Here is a 20055-nt window from a genome sequence, read left to right as displayed (position 1 = left end):
GAGCGATCGTTCGTATTCTTGGCTCATGCGAACTCCCATGTCAAGACACCCCCGGACGGAGCCGCGATGAAGCCCTACAAGTCCCTGCTGTTCGTGCCAGGCCATCGCGGCGACTGGGCGGACAAGGCGGTCCGCGCCGGCGCCGACGCGGTCATCCTCGACCTGGAGGACGCCGTCCCCGAGCAGAGCAAGGCCGAGGCCCGGGTGACCGTGGCGGAGTCGGTCGACCGGCTGCGCGCCGAGCACCCCGAGGTGGGCGTGGTCGTGCGCCCCAACGGGCTCGGCACGCCGCACGTGGGCAAGGACCTGGCCGCCGTGGTGCGGGCCGGGGTCGACGCGCTGCTGCTGCCGATGATCCGCACGGCCGAGGACGTGATCCGCTTCGACGCGCTGGTCGGCCACTTCGAGTCCGAGCGAGGGCTGGAGCCTGGCTCCGTCGAGCTGGTGCCCACGCTGGAGACCGCCCAGTCGGTGGGCAACTGCGAGCAGCTGGCCGCGGCCACTCCGCGCGTCGCGTCCCTGCTGGTCGCCGCGGCCAAGGGCGCCGACATCGCACGGGAGATCGGCTTCGAGTGGACGCTGGAGGGCCTGGAGACGCTTTACCTGCGCAGCCGCGCCCTGGTGGCCTGCCGCGCCGCCGGCATCTCCCACCCGATCTGCGGGATCTGGCAGGACGTGCACGACCTCGACGGGCTCGCCACGTTCACCGCGCAGAACCGGCGGCTCGGCTTCCGCGGGCAGGTGCTGCTGCACCCGTCGCACGTCGCGACGATCAATGCCACGTACGGGCCGACCGAGGCGGAGCTGGACCGCTACCGCCGGATGGTGGCCGCCTTCGAGGCGGCCGAGGCCGACGGGCGCGCGGCGGTCGACTTCGAGGGCGAGCACATCGACATCGCCCACGTGCGGACCGCCCGCGAGCTGCTGGAACTCGCGGGCGCATGAGCGGCCCGCTGCACGGCGTGCGGGTCGTCGAGCTGGGCGGGCAGGGGCCGGTGCCCTTCTGCGCGATGACGCTGGCCGACCTCGGCGCGGAGGTCGTCACCCTGCGCCGCCCCGGCCCCGCCGCCCCCACCAACCCGCACAACCCGGTCATCGACAGGGGCCGGCGGTTCCTCGCGGTGGACCTCAAGTCGCCCGACGGCGTGGCCGTGGCCAAGCGGCTGGCGGGCCGCGCCGACGCGGTCCTCGAAGGCTTCCGGCCCGGCGTGCTCGAACGCCTCGGCCTCGGCCCCGCCGACTGCCTCGCGGTCAACCCCCGGCTGGTGTACGGACGGATGACCGGCTGGGGCCAGGACGGGCCGCTGGCTCAGACGGCCGGGCACGACATCAACTACATCGCTCTCACCGGGGCGCTGCACGGGATCGGCACCGCCGGCGGGCCCCCGGTGCCGCCGATCAACCTCGTCGGCGACTACGCGGGGGGCGCGCTCTATCTCGCGCTGGGCGTCACCTCGGCGCTGCTGTCCGCCCGCGCCACCGGCCGCGGCCAGGTGGTCGACGCGGCGATCGTCGACGGCGTGGCCGCGCTCATGAGCATCGTGTACGGGCTCACGGCCGCCGGGCGGTGGACCGGGGAGCGCGGCGCCAACCTGCTCGACGGGGGCGCGCCCTTCTACCGGGTCTACCGGTGCGCCGACGGCGGGCACGTCGCGGTGGGCGCGCTGGAGGAGCCGTTCTACCTGGACCTGCTGGACGGGCTCGGGCTGGCCGGGCGCGCCGACCTGGTGGACGGCCGGCTGGAGCGATCCCGCTGGCCGGCCATCGCCGAGGCGCTCTCGGCGGCGTTCGGCGAGCACCCGCGGGCGCACTGGGAAGCGGTGTTCGGCGGGCGCGACGCCTGCGTCACCCCCGTCCTGTCCGCGCAGGAGGCCACCCGCCACGAGCACCTGGCGGCGCGCGGCACCTACGTGGACGGCCACGCCGCGCCGGCGCCGCGCTTCAGCGGCACCCCGGCGACCTCGGCCCCGCACGCCGAGCCGGCGCGGTCCGACGTGCGCGCCCTCCTCGCCGAGCACGACCTCTCCCCCACGGAGATCGACCGCCTCCTGGCAAGCGGCGCGGTCGGCCCGGCGTCCTGGTGACCGGCCCTCTGACCGCGCGGTCGCCGTGCCGGCAGCCCGGTTCCGGGCCGGCGTGCTCGTGCACGCCGGCCCGCTGTCTCCCGTTGTCCTCCGGCGCCGCGTCAGCGGGCGCCCTTGCGGAAGTCCCAGGTGCTCGTGTGCTCCGGCTCGACGCGTATCCAGGCGTGACGGCCCTTCCTGCGCACGTGCCGCTGCTCGGGGTACTTCTCCGTGAACAGCCGCTCCGCCTCGGCGAGGTCCGGCGTCACGACGCCGTCCCACGGCACCGGGCCCACGACGCGGGCGGTCCCCCGGATCTCCACCCCGCGCAGCTCACCGTACGCGTCCCCGGCGTCCACCACGACGGCCACCCGGGGCCGCGCCGTCAGGTCGGTGAACCGGCGGCTGCTCACCAGCGAGCACAGCCAGAGCGCCATGCCGTCCCAGGCGAACCAGAGCGGGCTCACGTGCGGATGCCCGTCAGGCCCTGCGGTGGCCACCCGGCAGACCCGCTCGCCGGCGAGGAAGGCGTCCACCTCCGCGGCCGTCATGGCGAGCCGCGAGCCGTGCCGGAGCGCGGCCCGCGGCTGGGAGTCCGCACTCACCGGCGGGCCCTCGATCCGGACAGCCGCCACGCCGCGGGGAGCAGCGCGGCCGCCAGCGCGATCTTGACGGCGTCGCCCGCGAGGAAGGGGAGCACGCCCATCTGGATCGCCTGCCAGAGGTCCAGCCGGAGCAGGGCGGCCAGCCAGGCGCTGCCGCAGAGGAGGATGACGGCGTTCGCCAGCGCCATCGCGGCCATGGCCCGGCCCGGCGCGCGGTCCCAGCCGCGCTCGGCGAGCGCTCCGGCGACCACCGCCGCGACCACGAATCCGAGGACGTATCCGAAGCTCATGCCGGACCAGCCGGACGCGGCCCCGGTGAACCAGGGCACGCCCGCGATCCCCGCGGCCCCGTACAGGGCGGTCGCGGCGACACCGCGCCGCAGGCCGAGCGCGGCGGCCACCAGCAGGACGCCCAGCGTCTGCCCGGTCAGCGGGACGGGCGTGCCGGGCAGGGGCACGGCCACCTGGGCGAGCAGCCCGATGAGGGCGGCGCCGGAGACGGTCAGCACGACGGCCCCGGTCCTGGAGGAGGTCACCAGGTCGCCGAGCACGGGCCGGCGAGGTGAGAGGGCGAAGGGCACTGAAGACATGTGTACACTCCTAACGATCGTTCGTTAGTGTAGCTGATGACCGAGAGGACCCCGCTGTGACCCGCACCACCTGCAGCTTCGGCATCCATCTGCCGCCCGGCGAGCACGACACCGACGGCCTCGGCATGCGCGGCATGGCCGCCCTGGTCGACCGGCGGGGATTCGAGAGCCTGTGGGTCAGCGACCACACCGTCCTGATCGAGGAGCCGCGCTCGCGCTACCCGTTCAGCGAGTCGGGCGAGTTCTACCTCCCGGCCGACTCCGACTGGTACGACTGGGTGGTGGCGCTCTCCTTCCTCGCCGCGGCCACGACCACGACCAGGCTCGGCGTGGCCGTGGCGGTGATCCCCCACCGCCATCCGATCCTGCTGGCCAAGCAGCTGGCCACCCTCGACCGGCTCAGCGGCGGCCGGGTCAGCCTGGGCGCCGGGGCGGGCTGGCTGGCCGAGGAGTTCGACGCGCTCGGCGTCCCGTTCGCCGCCCGCGGCAAGCGGATGGACGCGACCATCGATCTCATGCGCGCCACGTGGACGGGCGCGCCCCCGCCTGGGGAGTACGGGCCGTTCACCGTGCCGCCGGGCGTGCGCACCCACCCGACGCCGGTCCAGGAGCGGGTGCCGATCCTCGTCGGCGGCGAGTCGCCGGCCGCGCTGCGCCGGGCCGCCTCACGCGGCGACGGCTGGTTCGGCACGATCGCGGGCGGCCGGATGGAGCCGGGGCATCTGCGCGAGGTGGTCGCCACCCTGCGCGCCGAGGCGGCCGCGGCGGGCAAGGATCCGCACGGGCTCGACGTCACGCTGCGGGTCGCCGCCCGCGCGGGCGACGTCTTCACCCCGGCCTTCGAGGAGTACCTGCGCGACCTCGTCGAGTCCGGCGCCACCCGACTCACCTTCGACCTGGGCTGGCGCTCCGCGAGCCGGTCCGACGAAATCCTGCACCGGCTGCGCGAGCTGAGCGATGCGTTCTAGGCCACCGGCCGCAGTATGGTCCTTGTCGGCCCATGATCGATGACAGGCATCCACCCCTGAGGGAGAGGAACGACAACCATGGCCGAGACCACCCGAGGATCACGTGACGGCACCGTCCCCACCGCGGTGGCCATCCGCAGCGCGGCCGTGGAGCTCTTCCATCGGCAGGGCTTCGAGGCCACCTCGCAGCGGCAGCTCGCCGACGCGGTGGGGCTGCAGGTCGCCAGCCTCTACAACCACATCAAGAGCAAGGAGCAGCTCCTCGCGACCATCATGACCGAGGTCATGGAGCAGTTGCTCAGCATCACCGAGCGCCGGGTCGAGGCCGCCGCGACCCCCGAGGAGCGGCTGCTGGCCTTCATGAGCGAGGGCATCAGGTTCCATGCCGAGCACCGCCTGGAGGCGCTGGTCGGCAACACCGAGCTGCGCTCGCTGTCGGAGGACAACCGGGCCAGGGTGGTCGAGCTGCGCGACCGCTACGAGCGCCTGCTGGAGTCGATCCTGCGCGAGTGCGCCGCCGGGGGCACCGTCTCGGTTCCCGACGTCAAGATGGCCACCTACGCCGGGGTCGCCATCTGCGTGCACGTCGCCTCGTGGTACCGCGAGAACGGGCGTCTGCCCCTGGACGAGGTCATCAGCGGGCTGCTGGCCGCCTACGCGCCCACCGCGGCGCTCGAGAGGAAGAAATGATCAAAGTCGTCGCCGTCATCCGCCGCAAGCCCGGCCTGAGCCGGGAGGAGTTCCTGCGTTTCTGGCAGGAGGAGCATCCGGCGCTCGTGCTGGCCCTGCCCGGCCTGCGCGGCTACCGGCAGAACCCGGCGGTCGAGCACCGCAAGCAGTGGCCCTGGGACGGCTCCGCCGAGCTCTGGTTCGACGACGTGCGCGCGGTTAAGGCCGCCTTCGACAGCCCGGAGGCCGGGCCGCTGCGCGCGCACGAGGAGCACTTCATCGAAGCACTGGAGTGGTTCCTGGCCTCGGAGACCGAGGTGCTTCCGCCGTCACCGGCCGCTTGACGAACGATCGTTCGTAGGTAATCCTGGGTCGAGCAGCTTCCTGACGTGCGCGGACTCGGATCCCGCACCTGCCACAGCCCGCATCGTGTCTGATGGGACGAACACCTATGACTTCCACCGTTCCCCTCGATCCCCCGCCGCAGGCGGACATCCACGAGGAGCTCCAGGCCCGCCTGCGGGCAGCCCGGCTCGGCGGCAGCGAGAAGAACCGCCACAAGCACGAGGCCGCCGGCAAGCTGCTCGTCCGCGACCGGCTCCGGCTCCTCCTCGACGACATCGAGGACTTCGAGGACGGCCTGCTGGCCCGGCACGCCGACGGGCTGCCCGGCGACGGCGTGGTGACCTGCATCGGCAGCGTCGACGGCCGCCGGGTGTGCGTCATCGCCAACGACTACACGGTCAAGGCCGGCACCTGGGGCAAGCGCACCTTCGAGAAGATCACCCGGATGCAGCTCCTGGCCGACGAGCTCGGACTGCCCCTGGTCTACCTCGTCGACGCGGCGGGAGCCCGCATCGACGAGCAGTTCGAGAGCTACGCCGGCCGCCACGCCTGGGGCAACATCTTCTACAACCAGGTGCAGATCTCCGGCCGGGTGCCGCAGATCTGCGCGTTGTTCGGCCCCTCCCCCGCGGGATCCGCCTACGTGCCCGCCCTGTGCGACGTGATCATCATGGTGCGCGGCACCGCCACCGCCTACATCGGCTCGCCCCGCGTCGCCGAGATGGTCACCGGCGAATCGGTGACCCTGGAGGAGATGGGCGGCGCCGACCTGCACAGCCGCGTCTCCGGGCTGAGCGACCTGCTCGCCGAGACCGAGGAGGAGGCCATCGCGGCCATCCGCCTCTATCTGTCCTACCTGCCCTCCAGCTGGGAGGCCGAGCCGCCCAGGGCCGCGGGCCGCGAGCCCCGGCCGACCGAGTCGCTGCGCTCCATCGTCCCGGAGAACCAGGCCGTCCCGTACGACGTGCGCGAGCTGATCGACGCCGTCGTCGACTGCGACTCCTTCTTCGAGCACAAGGAGCTGTTCGCGCCCGAGCTGGTGACCGGGTTCGCCCGCCTGGACGGGGCGCCCGTCGGCATCGTGGCCAACCAGTCGGCGGTCAAGGCGGGCGTGCTGTTCAGCGACTCCTCCGACAAGGCGGCCCGGTTCGTCTGGATGTGCAACGCGTACAACGTGCCGCTGCTCTTCCTCATCGACGTGCCCGGATACATGCTCGGCACGGTGGCCGAGAAGGAGGGCATCATCCGGCACGGCGCGAAGATGCTGTTCGCCGTCGCCGAGAGCCGGGTGCCGCGGGTCGCGGTCATCGTGCGGAAGGCATACGGAGGCGGCTACCTGGGCATGTCGGGCAGCCCGATGAACCCCGACGCGGTCCTCGCGCTGCCCACCGCCAAGCCCGCCCTGCTCGGACCCGAGGCCGCGATCGCCGGCATCCACTTCAACCGGGTGATGGCGATCGAGGACGAGAAGGAGCGGCAGAAGCTCGTCACCGAGCTGCGCTCGGAGTACGAAGAGCAGATCGACGTCTTCCAGATCGCCAACGAGAACGCCGTGGAGGCCGTCGTCAGCTACGAGGACCTGCGGCGCGAGCTGATCCACCGGTTCGACGTCTACCGGCGCAAGCGCAAGACGCCGCCCGCCCGCCGCAACGGCGTCTACCCCGTCTGAGCCACCCGGAGCAACCGCATGAGACCTCTCACCGACGCCGCCGGCAGGCAGGCGGACCCCATCAGCGACACCCCCGAGCGCGCCGAGCTGCGGGCCGAGCTGCGCAGGCTCATCGCCGCGACCAGCCCGGCCGCCGAGGTGCTCCGCCTGGACGAGCAGGAACGGTTCGACGACAAGCTGCACGAGGCGCTGCGCCGGCTCGGCGTGCACGCGGTCGGCGGGCACCCCGACCACGGCGGGATCGGCGACATCCGCGACCAGACCGCCGTCATCGAGGAGCTGGCCGCGGGCCCCACCTCCATGGCGGTGCACATGGTCGTGCAGTACATGATCACGCACATCCTCGGCACCAACGGCTCCCCCGAGCAGCGGGAGGAGTGGCTGGACCGGCTGCACACCGGGGCGGCCAAGGTGTCCTTCGCGCTGTCGGAGCCCGCGGGCGGCACCGACATCGCCCGCGTCATGCGCACCACCGCGCGCCGCGAGGGCGACCACTGGCTGCTGTCGGGCCAGAAGACGTGGATCTCCGGCGCCCTCGGCGCCGACGCCCTCGTCGTGCTGGCCCGCACCTCCCCGGCCGAGGGCTCGTCCGTCGACGGCGTGACCATGTTCCTGGTCCCGGCGGGCTCCCCCGGCCTCCAGGTCCGCGAGCTGCCCACCGTCGCCGTGCACGGGCTGGACACCTGCGAGGTGTTCTTCGACGACGTGGCGGTGCCCGAGAGCGCGGTCGTCGGGGCCGTCGGCGCCGGCTTCCGCCAGGTGGTGGCGACGCTGAACCGCGAGCGCATCAACGCCGCCGCGGGCGCGATCGGCGCGGCGAGCGGGGCGCTGGACGCCGCCGTCGAGTACGCGCGAGGCAGGGCCGCGTTCGGCTCCACCCTGGGCTCCTTCCAGGCCGTGCAGCATCGGCTGGTCGACGGGGCGCTGGCCATCGAGTCGGCGCGCTCGCTGCTGGCCCGCGCGGCGGCCGTCGAGGCGGCGGGCGGGCGGGCCGACCTGCTGTCGTCCATGGCCAAGATCGCCGCGTCGGAGGCGGCGGTCAAGGTGACCCAGGACGGCATGGAGATCCTGGGCGGCGCCGGGTTCAGCCGCGAGTTCCCGATGCAACGCTGGTTCAGGGACGTGCGGCTGTGGGTGTTCGCGCCGCTGGCCAACGACATGGTCCGCAACTACCTGGGCGAGCGGCTGCTGGAGCTGCCCCGCTCGTTCTGACCGCGAACGCGTGTGGGCCGGTCCCCTCGGACCGGCCCACACGCGTTCTCAGCGCCGGGTCACGGCGCCTCGGCGGACATCAGCAGGATGCTGGTGAACGTCATCACGTCCTCCTCACGCTGGTTCACCACGCGGTACGAGAGCGTCACCACGAACTGTCCCTCGCGCTTGGCGGGACGCGTCTCCGCTACCTCGACCACCGCCCTGATCGTGTCGCCGATCAGCACCGGGGCGAGCGCGCGCAGGTCGTTCAGCCCGAGCCAGGCGGTCGTCCGATCGCCGTCGATGACCTGGCTCCGCGTGCTCAGCCCGAGCGCCATGGCGAGCGTGAGCGGCCCGTGCGCGATCCGCTCGCCGAACCGGCTGCGCGCGGCGTACTCCCGATCGGTGTGGATCGGCAGCCAGTCGCCGGTGAGCGAGGCCCAGGAGACGACGTGCGACTCGGTGATGGTGATCGCCGCGGTGCTGATCTTCTGACCGGCCTCGGGATATCCGGTGAGCGCGCTGCTCATGATGCCTCCTGTAGGTAGCGGACGACGCCGCCCTGTTCTGTCCGCCCGCAGCGGCCGGCGGCCGCGAGGACGTCGAGATGCGCCGCGGTCTCGCAGACCGCGAGCATCCGGTTGACCGGGTCGAGGTCGCGCAGCCGGCGCTCGCGCCTGGTCCATCCCAGCCCGCCCGCGACCTCGTACGCGGTACGCGGCCGCCCGTCCAGCAGCGCCGCGCAGGCGTCCAGGCGCTGCTCGTGGTGGGCCAGCAGCTCGGTCGCCCGCGCGTGGGTGCTGGAGCGCACCGGCCCGTGCGCCGGGAGCATGAGCCGGTCGGGCAGGTCGAGCACGGCCCCCAGCGAGTCCATGAAGTCACGCAGCGGCAGCGTCCCTGTCCTGCTCTCGTACCCGATCGACGGCGTGATCTGCGGCAGCACGTGGTCGCCGGTGAAGAGCATGCCGTGCCCGGCGTCGTCGAACACGACATGGCCGCGGGTGTGCCCCGGGGTGTGCAGTGCCCGCAGCCCGGTGCGGCCGGCCTGGAACAGACGGCCGTGGGTGATCCACTCGTCCGGCGGCTCCCACTTGGCCGGGTCCGAGCCCGTGCCGTATCCGATGGCGTCCAGCGCGCTCACGACCTCCTCGCCGCCGTGACGGCGCAGCTGGGCGAGCTGTGTGGCGCCCTCCATCTCGTCGCCGGAACCGAGCGCCTCCAGCGAGGGCCGCTCGTGCTCGCCCAGGCGCAGCCCGCAGCCGCTCTCGCCGCGCAGGGTCACGCCCTGCGAGTAGTGGTCGACGTGCACGTGCGTCACCAGGATCTCGGACACGTCGTCCACGCCGTACGAGAGAGCCTCCAGCGCGTCGCCGAGCACGGCCCGGGACTCGGGCATGGCCCAGCCGGCGTCGACGAGAGTGAGCCCGTGCTCGCCTTCGAGCACGTACACGTTGACCGCGCGCAGCCCGTCCTCCGGGATCGGCAGCGGGACCCGGTGCACGCCCGGCGCCACCTGGTAGACGCCGGGCTCCTCCCAGGAGTGGCGGTCCGGGTCGTCGACCCGCTCGGCGCGTCTCATGGCACCCGCCCCACCGGCGTGCAGTCGTGCTTCAGCGCCAACACCTCCGAACAATCGATCGTTCGTCTCACGATAGCGGCCCCTTCCGCATGGGAATACTGACCGTGACGCTATACTAGCGATCGTTCGTTCGTAGTTCTAGGCAGAGGAGGCCGCAGTGGGCCTGTGGTTCGAGGAACTCACCCCCGGACTGGTCATCGAGCACCAGATCAGGAGAACCGTCACCGAATCGGACAACGTCCTGTTCAGCACGCTGACCATGAACCCGCAGCCCCTGCACCTGGACGAGGAGTTCGCCAAGGATTCGGAGTTCGGCACCCGGGTGGTGAACGGCCTGTTCACGCTCTCGCTGGTCATCGGGCTCAGCGTGACCGACATCTCGCTGGGCACCACGGTGGCCAACCTCGGCTACGAGGTGGTCGAGATGCCGGCCCCGGTCTTCCACGGCGACACGATCCGCGTGGTGTCGACCATCCTGGACGCCCGGGAGTCGAAGTCACGCCCCACGCAGGGCATCGTCAAGCTGGAGCACCGGGGCCTGAACCAGCGCGACGAGCTGGTCAGCCGGGTGGTGCGCAGCGCCCTGTTCCACAGGCGGCCGGCCGCCTAGCTCCGGGTCAGCAGCGGCACCAGGACCTCGTCCACGATGTCGACGACGAGCCGGTCGGGGATGGGCGGCCCCTGGAAGAGGAAGTGCTGCCTGAGCAGGGCCTGGCCGGTGTCGAGGCGGAGTGGCGTGACCGCGTCGCCGGAGATCTCGCCGCGCTCGACGGCGCGGCGGGCGATCTCGGCCATCATCTTGCGGCCCGTGCCCTGCGAGTTCTCCTTGAAGGTGCGGGCGCTGGCCTCGTCGCGCAGCGCCTCGGAGAGCAGCCCGCGCATCGCCTCGCCCGCCGGGCCGGACAGGATGTCGGCCGTGCCGCGCAGCACGGTCAGCAGGTCGTCGCGCAGGCTGCCGGTGTCGGGGACGTCGGACAGGGCCGGCAGCGAGTGGTAGACCGAGTCCATGACCAGCGCGACGCGGGTGGGCCAGCGGCGGTAGAGCGACGCCTTGCTCGCCCTGGCCCGCTCGGCGACGCGTTCCATGGTGAGCTTGGCGTAGCCGCTCTCGGCCAGCTCGTCGAGCGTCGCCCGGTAGATGGCGGCGGCGAGCTCCTCGCCCCGGCGCCGGGGCAGCTTGCGGTGGTCGGTGACCATCTCAGCCATGTTACCGAGCCTCCACCACCACACCGGAGCCGCCGTCGACGGTGACCTGCCGACCGTCGGCCAGCAGGGAGGTGCCGTCGCCGGTGCCCATGACGGCGGGGATGCCGTACTCCCTGGCCACGATCGCGGCGTGGGAGGTGATGCCGCCGGTGTCGACGACCACCGCGGCGGCCCGCTGGAACAGCGGCGTCCACGACGGGTTGGTGTAGGGGCAGACCAGCACGTCACCGGGTTCGAGCCTGCCGAACTCCGACGGGTCGCGCACCACCTTGACCGGCCCGGTGGCGGTGCCCGCGCTCGCGGGGGTGCCCGCCACGAGCGCGTCACCGGCGTCGCGGGCCGGGAAGACGGCCCGGGGGTCGATGAGCCGCACGCCGGCGAGCTCCTCACGCCGCGCGGCCCGGGCGGTCGCGCCGGCGCGCAGCCGCCGGCCCTGCTCGTCGCCGAGAGCGGCCACGTCCTCGATCGCCTCCAGCTCCTCCAGCCTGAGGTGGAAGACGTCCTCGGGAGCGTCGAGCACGCCCGCGTCGCGCAGCCTGCGGCCGATCTCGACGATGGATCTGCGCAGCGCGGGCAGCGGCATCGTGAAGGAGAAGTGGCTGTCCTCACGGAAGGCGATCCCCGCGCGGGCGGCGTGCACCTTGCGGACCATCTTGTCCCGCTTGCGGGCGCCGCGCAGCCGCGGGTGGGCGAGCAGCCGGTCCATCGCGTCGTCGCCGGGCTCGGACCGGGGCGGTTCCGCCGCCAGCACCTTGATCAGGTCGAGCACGGTCTCGGGTCCGTCGGCCCAGGTCGGCGGGGTGACCAGGAGTGGGCTGGCGCCTTCCCGGTGGCCGTACTCGGCCAGGAACTCCCGGAGCGCCGCCTGGAAAGCCTCGGGCATCGGGTCCCGGGCGAGCGCGCCGGTGTTCCTGGCCTGCTCGGCGAGCTCCTCCAGGGCCCGGTTGGCGTCGCTGGTGCGGGTGCGGGCGCCGGCGATCAGCGCGCCGAACAGGTCCGTACGGCCGAGCAGCTTGAGCGCGGCGCGCAGCCGCAGCAGCGACAGCCCGCTGCGCGGCAGGTAGTCCGTGCGCAGGCCGGCCACGGGCCGCACGGCGGCCAGCACCCTGCGCGGCGTCCTGACCAGCTCCGGCCAGGGCAGTGCGGCCAGGTCGAGCTCCGTCAGCTCGCGCACGTCTTCGAGGTAGCGCTGGAAGCGCGGGTCGCCGCTCCACCGGGCGGGATCGTACCGGCGGGCCTTGGCGAAGATCAGGAACGGCGCGACGAGCAGCTTGGGCGAGGGGTGCGGGCGGGGCGGCACCAGCCGGTAGGCGACGCCGTCCTGCTCCTCGATGAAGTGGTCGAACGCCCCTCGCAGGCCGAACTTGCGGGTCACCTGCGCCATGAGCCCGGCGGGCCCGTACGGCACCCAGGTGGACATGTCGATCGGATAAGGGCGTACCGGCAAGTACTCCATCAGGACGGTGCCGAGCCTGCGGCGGATCGGGCCGAGCTTGCCGAGCGGGGGCGGCGGCAGCGCGGTCATCGGCCGGGCCTGCACGAGGCTGACCTCGCCGCCCGCGTACGTCCACTCGATGTCCTGGGGGCGGCCGAAGTGACGGGCGACCTCGGTACCGAGCCCGGCCAGCTCGCGCAGCACGCCGCCGGGCAGCCGCTCGGCGGGCGCGCCGTCACCGGTCTCGTGGCTGACGCCGCCGCCCGCCAGGGCGCGGACGACCACCTCGCGGCGGCCGGGCGCGAACTCGGCGATCTCGCCCCGCGGCGTGAGCACGTAGTGGTCAGGGGTGACGAGGCCGGAGACGACCGCCTCGCCGAGCCCGGTGCCGGCGTCGACGACGAGCCGCCCGCGGTCGCCGGTGACGGGGTCGGCGGTGAACATCACGCCCGCCGCCTCCGCCGCCACCATGCGCTGCACGACGACCGCGATGCGCACCTCGGCGTGGTCGAGGCCGAGCCGGTCGCGGTAGGCGACGGCGCGCTCGGACCAGAGCGAGCCCCAGCAGCGCCGGACCGCGTCGATCAGCCCGTCCTCGCCGACGACGTTGAGGTAGGTGTCCTGCTGCCCCGCGAACGCGGCGCCCGGCAGGTCCTCGGCGGTGGCGCTGGAGCGCACCGCCACCGGCCCGCCGCCGAGCTCCCGGTACGCGGTCAGGATCGCCCCGCGCAGGGTCTCCGGGATCTCCAGCTTCTCGAAGTACGCGCGCGTGGCGTGACCGGCGGCGACCAGGTCGTAGGCGGCGGTGGTGACCACGAATCCGGCGGGGACGGGGAAGCCGCCGGCGATCAGCTCCCCGAGGTTGGCTCCCTTCCCGCCCGCGAGGGCGAGGTCGCCGCGGCGGAACGAGCTCAGGGGGGCGACGAGTGTCATGAGGTCTCCTGTGCGTGAGCGGTGGTGCGGAGAGGTCGCGCGGGCAGCGCCAGCGCGAGCAGGAAGGCCACGCCGAGCAGCGGCGACATGGCCGCGAACACCGGCGGCACGGCCTCGGCGAAGGCGGCGCGCGCGGCGGTGTCCAGGGGGGCGCCGGCGCCGGGCATGCCGCCGGCGAAGCGCCAGGTGATGAGCGCGCCGACCAGGGCGACGCCGGCGGAGGCGCCGATCTGGCGCAGGAACGTCACCGACGAGGTGGCCGTGCCCAGATCGGCGTACGCGACGGCGTTCTGCGCGGCCAGCACCATCACCTGCATGACGAGCCCGACGCCGAGCCCGATCAGCGCCAGCACGCCGGCCAGCGCGGCCGCGTCGCCGGCGGCGAGCGGCAGCAGGGCCAGCCCGGCCGCGGCGAGCGCGGTGCCCGCGACGGGGTAGCGCTTGTAGCGGCCGGTCCTGGTGATGAGCCTGCCGGAGACGACGGTGGTGGTCAGCACGCCGGCCATGAGCGCGGTGACCAGCAGCCCGGCCCCGGTCGCCGAGGCGCCGTGGGCGATCTGCAGGTAGGCGGGGATATACGTGAGGGTGCCGAAGAGCGCGAACCCGATGAGCAGGCTGATCAGCACCGGGACCGCGAACGCCCGGTCCCTGAACAGCCGGAGCGGCAGGATCGGGTCGGTCGCGTAGCGGGCGGTGACCAGCCAGGCCGGCACGGCGAGCGCGGCCAGGGCGAGGAACACCGGGTTCCTCGTCTGGCCGAGCATGACCACACCGACGACGGCCAGGCCGAGCGTGACCGCTCCGGCGATGTCGACGGGCGCGCGCGACTCCGGCCTGGGCAGCTTGAGCGTGGCGGTGAGCACGACGAAGGCGAGCAGCCCCAGCGGCGGGTAGATGGCGAAGATCCACCGCCAGCCGGCGCTGTCGATGAGGAACCCGCCGATCAGCGGCCCGCCGACGGCTGCCACCACGTAGGCGGCCCCGATCAGCCCGAGGTAACGGCCGCGCTCGCGCGGGCTGACCACCTCGCCGATGACGGCCTGCGCGCCGATCATCAGCCCGCCGCCGCCGACGCCCTGCACCGCGCGGAACGCGATGAACTGCGGCATGCTCGCGGCCGTGGCGCACAGCACCGCGCCCACCACGAAGATCACGATGGCGACCTGCATGAGCGGCTTGCGGCCGAACCGGTCGCCGAGCTTGCCGTACACCGGCATCACGACGGTCGCGGCCACCAGGTAGGCGGTGATCACGGCGGGCATCTGGTCGAGCCCGCCGAGGTCGCCGGCCACGGACGGCAGCGCGGGCGTCATGATCGTCTGATCGAGCGCGCCGAGCAGCATGCAGAGCATCAGCCCGGTCAGGACGACGACCATCCCGCCACCTCCTTAGAGAACGAGTCGTTCTCTAAGGAGAGTAAGCGTCATTGCTAAGGAACGCAACGTTCACTATTCAGCCGTCGCCTATCTCGGTGGTCAGCCTCGGCGGAGAAGTTCCCCCAGCCCCGTCGCCGGATGTCCCGCCACGCGCGCCACGTCCCCGGTCACCCGCTCCAGCTCACCGGCCGCGATCGCCGTGTACGTCGACACCCAGGCATCCACCTGCCACCGGGGCGCCCCGTACGAGGCGCGCGACGCGTACGCCTCCTCGACCGTCTCGGCGTGGTATCCGGTCTCACGCCCGGTCACCTCTGTCAGGATCTCCGCCGCCTCGGCCAGCGTGAGCGCCTCCGGCCCGGTCAGCTCGTACGTGCCTCCTTCATGCGCGGCCGGGTCGCCCAGCACGGCCGCCGCCACGTCGGCCACGTCGTCCCTGGCCACCGCCGCCACCCGGCCCTCCCCCGCCGGCCCGCGGATCACCCCGTCCTCCCCGGCCATGTCGGGCAGGAAGTCCGCGTACAGATTGTCGCGCAGGAACGTGAACGCCATCCCCGAGGCGCGGATCCGCTCCTCGGTGGCCCAGTGGTCGCGCGCCAGCGTGAAGGTGGCGCCCGGTCCCGGGTTGGCGAACGACGTGTACACGAGGTGCCGGACGCCCGCTTCGGCCGCGGCGTCCACAAAGGCGAAATGCCGCTCCAGCCGGTCGGCGGACTCCGACGCCGACACCATCAGGACGACGTCGACGCCCCGCAACGCCCCGCGCACCTTCTCGCGGTCCCCGAACTCCGCCTCCGCGACCTCCGCCCCGGGCAGCCTCGGCGCCCGGCTCGCGTCCCGTACGACCAGCAACTGCTCCGACCCGGCCCCGGCCAGCCGCCGCGCCACCCCGCCACCGATATGCCCGGTCGCCCCGGTCACCGCGATCCTCATGCCATCAGGGTGTCACGGCGCGGCCCTCGGACCCGGGAGCGCGCGTCTGCCGGGATGAGGCACCAGACCGTACGACCCAGCCCGCGTCCATGCTCACCGATCCCCCAGTCCTGGGAGATCTCGCGGATGATCAGCAGCCCTCGGCCGTCCTCCGCCTCGGGCTCCTGACGTACGTACGGCCCGGAGAACGCCGAACCGGGGTCACGCACCTCCACGCGGACCAGCCCTCCCGCGTCCGTGACGGTGAGGCCGATGAAGTCGCCCGGCCGTGCGTCCGAGTGCCGCAGGGCGTTCGTCACGAGCTCGGACACCGCGAGCACGACATCGTCGATGGCAGGATGATCACCTCCCAGCCAGCCGCGGACGTGCGCGCGGGCGTACGAGACGGACTCCCGAAGGCACATCAACCGAATCGAACCGACCACTCTGGGCCCCGCTGTTTTCATTCCCTCACCCATTCGGAGAACTCGGCCCTGATCGACCTTCCGACCATCCCAAATACTGACTACGATCAGTAGTCAATTGACTTCGATGCGCCATCAACCGTTTCGATGAAAGGGCTGTTGAAACGCGGCGGCAACCCCCCGGGAGGTCAGGTGCCCAAGGAAAGCGAGCTGTGCCCCGCCGATTCGCCGACCGCGCTCTTCGGTTTCGAGCTGCGGCGACACCGCAAAACCCGAGGCTGGTCGCAGATCCGACTGTCGAAGGCGGTGTCCTACTCCGTCGGGACGATCAGCATGATCGAGACGGCCAGGCGGTCGCCGACCGAGGATTTCGCCCGCCGCTGCGACGAAGCCCTGGAGGCGGAAGGGGCGTTGATGCGGCTCTGGCCCATGGTCAGCCACGCGTCGGCTCCTCCCTGGTTCCGGCCCTGGCTGGATGTGGAGGCCACGGCCGAGGCGATCCGCACCTGGGCGCCGCTGGTCGTCCCGGGCCTGCTCCAAACCGAGGACTACGCCAGGGCCGTGCTGAGCGGGGATGTCGGCACGGCGTCCGAACAGGTCGAGGAGCGTGTGATCGCACGGATGGAACGTCAGAGCATTCTCCGACGCCCCAAGCCTCCGTTGCTATGGGCCGTGATCGACGAGGCGGTCCTCCATCGCCCGATCGGCAGCCCCTCCGTGATGGCGGCCCAGCTCACCCGCCTCCTCGAAGCAGGCCGAACGCCTCGGTCCACCATTCAGATCCTCCCCCTCGATGCTTGCTCCACGACCGGGCTTGGCGGCGGGTTCTCCATCGCACAAGCAAGCGGAGTCTTCGACACGGCGTATGTCGAATCCGCTGGGGTCATGAGCCGCGTAACGGATCGACCCGATGATGTCAGCGTCCTAATATACAGATATGAGGGGATTCGCTCCGAAGCGCTACCCCAGCGTGAGTCACTGAAAGTGATAAAGGAGACGCTGCAGCGATGGACGACCTGAACCGAGCCACATGGCGCAAGTCCAGCCGATCGGGACCCGATGGAGGTGACTGCGTCGAGGTCGCCGAACTCTCCGGCGGGCGCCGGGGGGTCCGCGACAGCAAGAACCCCACCGGACCAGCCCTCATCTTCACCCCCGGCGAGTGGGCCGCATTCATCAGTGGCGTGAAGGACGGCGAGTTCGACTAGACACGATCCTGATTTCCTGATCACCCTGGCCTTTTCAGTTGTTTTCAACGATCACGGCCAGGGTTTCATTGTTTTCAGGATGTTGATCTCGGTCGATTCTTGCTGCGCGACGTCTCTTCACCGTGACGCGGCAGCCACCGTTTCACCTAGCAAAGCCGTACATTCTCTGGCAGATCTCGCGCACACTCGTACTTTCACCGTTGTTTCGCTTGTTCTGCTGATGTGTTGTTGATTACCGTCTGAACGACATGGGGGACGCTGCCTCCTGATCTGGTTCTGGTGGAGCGAGCCGTACGGGGGGATCATCGTGGCTGACCTCGATCGCGACGCGATGCGGGCCGCGGCGGAGCGGATCCAGCGGCTGTCGGACGAGCACTGGTGGGCGCTCACCCACTCCTGCCGTCTGATGGAGTGCGACGCGTGGGTGGGGCCTGCGGGCACCCGGTTCGACGCCCAGGTACGCGCCGACCAGCGGGAACTGCAGGCGATGCTCGCGCAGGCCGTGCGCAGCGCCAACCAGAAGCTGGCCTCGATCCCGGTCACGCCATGAGCGGGTTCAGCGGGGTCAAGCGGGCCGAGTTCGACCTGATGGCGGGCAAGCACACCGAGGCCGCCGGGCGGCTGGAGGCCCTGGCGCAGGCGCTCCACCGCGAGCTTCAGGGCGCCGGGCTCGACACCGCACCGGCGGCGCGGCTGCGTGAGCTGGCCCGACGGGTCACCACGCAGGCCGACGACCTGCGACGGCGGCAGAACCTCGCCCACGAGTTGCAGCGGCAGAGGGTGTCTCTGGGCAGGAGCACTCCCGCCGGAAGCTTCGTGGAGATGCCCGACCGTTTGGATGACGCCAAGGCCCTGCTCGACGGGACGCTCGCCGGGCGGGCGGCTTCGAAGGTGGCCGACGGGGACGACAAGGCGCTGGCGGACCTGGAGAAGTACGCGTCACGTACGGGGGATTCGGAGTTCGTGAAGGCGTTCCTCGGCGCGATCGGCGCCCGGGGTGTGACGCGAATGTCCGGCTCGCTCGCGACGATGCTGCGCGACGCCGTGGCGCGCGGGGACTCCGATCGCAAGAATCGGCTCTCCATCTCGGGGCGGAACGTCCTCACCACGCTGAGCACCATCCTGGCCAAGGGGACCAACCGGAAGAACTCCTCCTACCAGGGTGACGGCTTCCTGGCGGACCTGGTGAAGGAAGGGCGGGCCCAGCACGGGGCGGACGGCGGGAAGTACCTGGGTTACCAGGCTCTGGCGCTCATCTGGCGTGCGCACGATGGGGAGCCGCCGTACTCGAAAGAGTTCATGGAGGTCGTCGGGCGGGATGTGATCGTCTACGAGCGCGAGCAGCGTGAGGACGCATGGGCGGCGAGCAAGGATGCGCTGGGTCGTGCCTTCGGCGGTACACAGGTACCCATCGTCGACCTCGCCGGCTCGCTCGGCCTCGGGGCTCTGTTGAGGTGGGGAGTATCTGCGAAGGATCCGATCACCGAGAAACCCTCGTCGATGGTGGAGAGCCTGTTCCATGCGGCGAAGTCCAGCCGGGAGGCATCGCATGCTCTGCTGGATCACACTCCGCCGGGGTGGGGGGAGTCGGTGCTGGAGTATCTGCTTACTACCCGGTGGGGTGCTTCCCAGTACCTGGACGACTACGAGCCGATCAACGGCATGCTGATCACGGCGACGACTGGGCAGGACGCCACCTCCCAAAAACTGGCCGCGCAGATGACGAAGACCATTTCCAACGAGGTGCGCCGGGCCTTCAAGCAGGGTGGCGAAAAACTGAAGATCAAGGACCGGGAGACATTCGACCGGTACGCACCACTGGGCTACCCATTGGCTCGCGCCATCTCCGCCAACATCGACCAGCTCTCGAAGCTCTACCTGAACCATGACAAGTTCGGCGAGGTCGCTCCCGGCGACATGTCCTACGCGCTGGTGCTGGCCACGTCCAACGACGAAGGCTTCGCAGCGCTGACGAGAGCGCAGGTCGAGCACATGCGCGCGGCGCTCGATGGCGCTCCTCCTGTTGGCCTCAATGTCTCCAACGCTGAAGAGTTCGGGTTCACACAGGCCGACGTGCGAAGATTCGATCTTAATGGAAATGGATGGGTCGACAAAAGCGATATTTTGCAGACTCTAACTGATCAAGCAGTGGAGGAGGCAACCCCTTTCAATTACCTCATGGAGAGTCGTCGCCAGGTGCTGATCTCTAAAGGACTGGACGACAAGAAGGCGGATGAGGAACTGAAGAACATGGTGGCCGACGCGATCGGTCTGATCCCAGTTCCAGGCGCAAAAAAGGTAGGCGAACTGGCAACAGGTGCCTTCGGTGAAATGCTCGGCATGGGTTATGAAAAGCTGGCTGGAACCGGGTATGACCAGATTTCTGAGCACGTTGCTCAGCGCATGTCCCAACATGGGTCAGGACTGGATGAAACGCATCTTACGCTAGTCAACAACCGGCTTGCAGTGGAGAGGCTGGCAGAACAACTGCTTGCCACAGCCATGCTGAGCAAGGGTACGCTCGACACGCTTCCCAGAGAAGGCGAGATGTTCGTCACCGGAAGTCCGCCAACTCTCAAGCCTTTCATCGAGATGAGCCCACAGGAGTACAGCGCGTTCCTCACCTGGGTTCGCGACAAGGGTGGGAGTAGTGGATTGCTAGACCGTTTCTGCGGCACCTTTCGAGAAACTAGCATGGTGCACGACCATCTGGGTCTCAATGAAGAGCGTAACGGAGGTGGCAAATGAGGCATTCCCGGCTTTTCGTCGCCCTCCTCATCTTGATCACCCCAGCTTGTACCCCAGAAAGAGAGATCGCCTCGACACCGGCGCCAGTCCTCCACACCATCGTGGACTCGGCACCGTATGTATGCGAACT

General features: G+C 71.1%; 21 protein-coding genes. 12 read left to right on the top strand and 9 right to left on the bottom strand.

Annotated features, from left to right (window positions below):
- Positions 1-66: 66 nt before the first annotated feature.
- Entirely contained in the window at positions 67-945 is an 879-nt protein-coding gene (locus AB0K05_RS10655; RefSeq protein WP_271276953.1) for a CoA ester lyase, read from the top strand.
- Positions 942-2084 (top strand): CaiB/BaiF CoA-transferase family protein, encoded by a 1143-nt coding sequence (locus tag AB0K05_RS10650; protein WP_271276952.1) that lies wholly within the window; start codon positions 942-944, stop codon positions 2082-2084. The genes AB0K05_RS10655 and AB0K05_RS10650 overlap by 4 nt, the downstream gene beginning before the upstream one ends.
- Positions 2085-2185: 101 nt before the next feature.
- Here AB0K05_RS10650 and AB0K05_RS10645 read toward each other — a convergent pair whose 3' ends face one another.
- Both AB0K05_RS10645 and AB0K05_RS10640 read right to left on the bottom strand, forming a co-directional pair.
- Positions 2186-2668, bottom strand: coding sequence for a pyridoxamine 5'-phosphate oxidase family protein (locus AB0K05_RS10645; RefSeq protein WP_364228401.1), 483 nt, complete (start codon positions 2666-2668; stop codon positions 2186-2188).
- Positions 2665-3258, bottom strand: a complete 594-nt coding sequence (locus tag AB0K05_RS10640) for a biotin transporter BioY (protein WP_271277763.1) — start codon at positions 3256-3258, stop codon at positions 2665-2667. Before AB0K05_RS10640 ends, AB0K05_RS10645 begins: the two co-directional genes overlap by 4 nt.
- Before the next feature lie 56 nt (positions 3259-3314).
- On the opposite strand from AB0K05_RS10640, the gene AB0K05_RS10635 reads away from it, so the two are divergent.
- The 5 genes from AB0K05_RS10635 (at position 3315) to AB0K05_RS10615 (ending at position 8121) form a co-directional block, all read left to right on the top strand.
- The gene (locus AB0K05_RS10635) at positions 3315-4226 is read left to right on the top strand and encodes an LLM class F420-dependent oxidoreductase (protein WP_364228399.1); all 912 of its coding nucleotides are present in this window, start codon (positions 3315-3317) and stop codon (positions 4224-4226) included.
- Positions 4227-4304: 78 nt separating this feature from the next.
- Entirely contained in the window at positions 4305-4916 is a 612-nt protein-coding gene (locus AB0K05_RS10630; protein ID WP_148033412.1) for a TetR/AcrR family transcriptional regulator, read from the top strand.
- On the top strand, positions 4913-5239 hold the full coding sequence (locus AB0K05_RS10625) for an EthD family reductase (protein ID WP_271277765.1): 327 nt from the start codon (positions 4913-4915) through the stop codon (positions 5237-5239). The genes AB0K05_RS10630 and AB0K05_RS10625 overlap by 4 nt, the downstream gene beginning before the upstream one ends.
- A 107-nt stretch (positions 5240-5346) precedes the next feature.
- Positions 5347-6909: an acyl-CoA carboxylase subunit beta gene (locus AB0K05_RS10620; RefSeq protein ID WP_148033414.1), complete on the top strand. Its 1563-nt coding sequence runs from the start codon at positions 5347-5349 to the stop codon at positions 6907-6909.
- A gap of 18 nt (positions 6910-6927) precedes the next feature.
- The gene (locus tag AB0K05_RS10615) at positions 6928-8121 is read left to right on the top strand and encodes an acyl-CoA dehydrogenase family protein (protein ID WP_271277766.1); all 1194 of its coding nucleotides are present in this window, start codon (positions 6928-6930) and stop codon (positions 8119-8121) included.
- 59 nt (positions 8122-8180) lie between these two features.
- On the opposite strand, the gene AB0K05_RS10610 is transcribed toward AB0K05_RS10615, so the two are convergent.
- Together AB0K05_RS10610 and AB0K05_RS10605 are read right to left on the bottom strand one after the other, a co-directional pair.
- Complete coding sequence (locus AB0K05_RS10610; protein ID WP_364228396.1) at positions 8181-8633, bottom strand: MaoC/PaaZ C-terminal domain-containing protein; 453 nt, start codon at positions 8631-8633, stop codon at positions 8181-8183.
- On the bottom strand, positions 8630-9682 hold the full coding sequence (locus tag AB0K05_RS10605; RefSeq protein ID WP_364228394.1) for an MBL fold metallo-hydrolase: 1053 nt from the start codon (positions 9680-9682) through the stop codon (positions 8630-8632). The genes AB0K05_RS10610 and AB0K05_RS10605 overlap by 4 nt, the downstream gene beginning before the upstream one ends.
- A 157-nt stretch (positions 9683-9839) precedes the next feature.
- On the opposite strand from AB0K05_RS10605, the gene AB0K05_RS10600 reads away from it, so the two are divergent.
- On the top strand, positions 9840-10292 hold the full coding sequence (locus tag AB0K05_RS10600; RefSeq protein WP_222709060.1) for a MaoC family dehydratase: 453 nt from the start codon (positions 9840-9842) through the stop codon (positions 10290-10292).
- Here the strand turns inward: AB0K05_RS10600 and AB0K05_RS10595 are convergent.
- The 5 genes from AB0K05_RS10595 to AB0K05_RS10575 all read right to left on the bottom strand — a co-directional run bounded on the left by AB0K05_RS10595 (position 10289) and on the right by AB0K05_RS10575 (position 15969).
- Positions 10289-10888 carry a TetR/AcrR family transcriptional regulator gene (locus tag AB0K05_RS10595; protein WP_364228391.1) on the bottom strand — a complete coding sequence of 200 codons (600 nt, stop codon included), beginning with the start codon at positions 10886-10888 and terminating at the stop codon, positions 10289-10291. The two genes, AB0K05_RS10600 and AB0K05_RS10595, sit on opposite strands and share 4 nt — an antisense overlap.
- Position 10889: 1 nt before the next feature.
- Positions 10890-13256: a PEP/pyruvate-binding domain-containing protein gene (locus tag AB0K05_RS10590; RefSeq protein ID WP_364228389.1), complete on the bottom strand. Its 2367-nt coding sequence runs from the start codon at positions 13254-13256 to the stop codon at positions 10890-10892.
- Positions 13253-14632, bottom strand: a complete 1380-nt coding sequence (locus tag AB0K05_RS10585; protein ID WP_364228387.1) for an MFS transporter — start codon at positions 14630-14632, stop codon at positions 13253-13255. Before AB0K05_RS10585 ends, AB0K05_RS10590 begins: the two co-directional genes overlap by 4 nt.
- Before the next feature lie 99 nt (positions 14633-14731).
- Entirely contained in the window at positions 14732-15565 is an 834-nt protein-coding gene (locus AB0K05_RS10580; protein ID WP_364228385.1) for an SDR family oxidoreductase, read from the bottom strand.
- Positions 15562-15969, bottom strand: coding sequence for an ATP-binding protein (locus AB0K05_RS10575; RefSeq protein ID WP_271277772.1), 408 nt, complete (start codon positions 15967-15969; stop codon positions 15562-15564). Before AB0K05_RS10575 ends, AB0K05_RS10580 begins: the two co-directional genes overlap by 4 nt.
- Before the next feature lie 147 nt (positions 15970-16116).
- Here AB0K05_RS10575 and AB0K05_RS10570 point away from each other — a divergent pair, with 147 nt between their 5' ends.
- From AB0K05_RS10570 to AB0K05_RS10555, 4 genes are all read left to right on the top strand, one after another.
- On the top strand, positions 16117-16989 hold the full coding sequence (locus AB0K05_RS10570; protein ID WP_364228383.1) for a helix-turn-helix transcriptional regulator: 873 nt from the start codon (positions 16117-16119) through the stop codon (positions 16987-16989).
- A complete protein-coding gene (locus tag AB0K05_RS10565; RefSeq protein ID WP_271277774.1) occupies positions 16977-17177 on the top strand; it encodes a DUF397 domain-containing protein in 201 nt (66 codons plus the stop codon). The genes AB0K05_RS10570 and AB0K05_RS10565 overlap by 13 nt, the downstream gene beginning before the upstream one ends.
- A 307-nt stretch (positions 17178-17484) precedes the next feature.
- Positions 17485-17727, top strand: coding sequence for a hypothetical protein (locus AB0K05_RS10560; protein WP_148033424.1), 243 nt, complete (start codon positions 17485-17487; stop codon positions 17725-17727).
- Positions 17724-19925 (top strand): hypothetical protein, encoded by a 2202-nt coding sequence (locus tag AB0K05_RS10555; RefSeq protein ID WP_364228380.1) that lies wholly within the window; start codon positions 17724-17726, stop codon positions 19923-19925. Before AB0K05_RS10560 ends, AB0K05_RS10555 begins: the two co-directional genes overlap by 4 nt.
- Positions 19926-20055: the final 130 nt, after the last annotated feature.

Source organism: Nonomuraea sp. NPDC049486 (assembly GCF_040676925.1).
Taxonomy (GTDB): domain Bacteria; phylum Actinomycetota; class Actinomycetes; order Streptosporangiales; family Streptosporangiaceae; genus Nonomuraea; species Nonomuraea ferruginea.
Note: the sequence above shows the minus strand (reverse complement) of the source record. Positions and strands in the feature narration are given on the sequence as shown.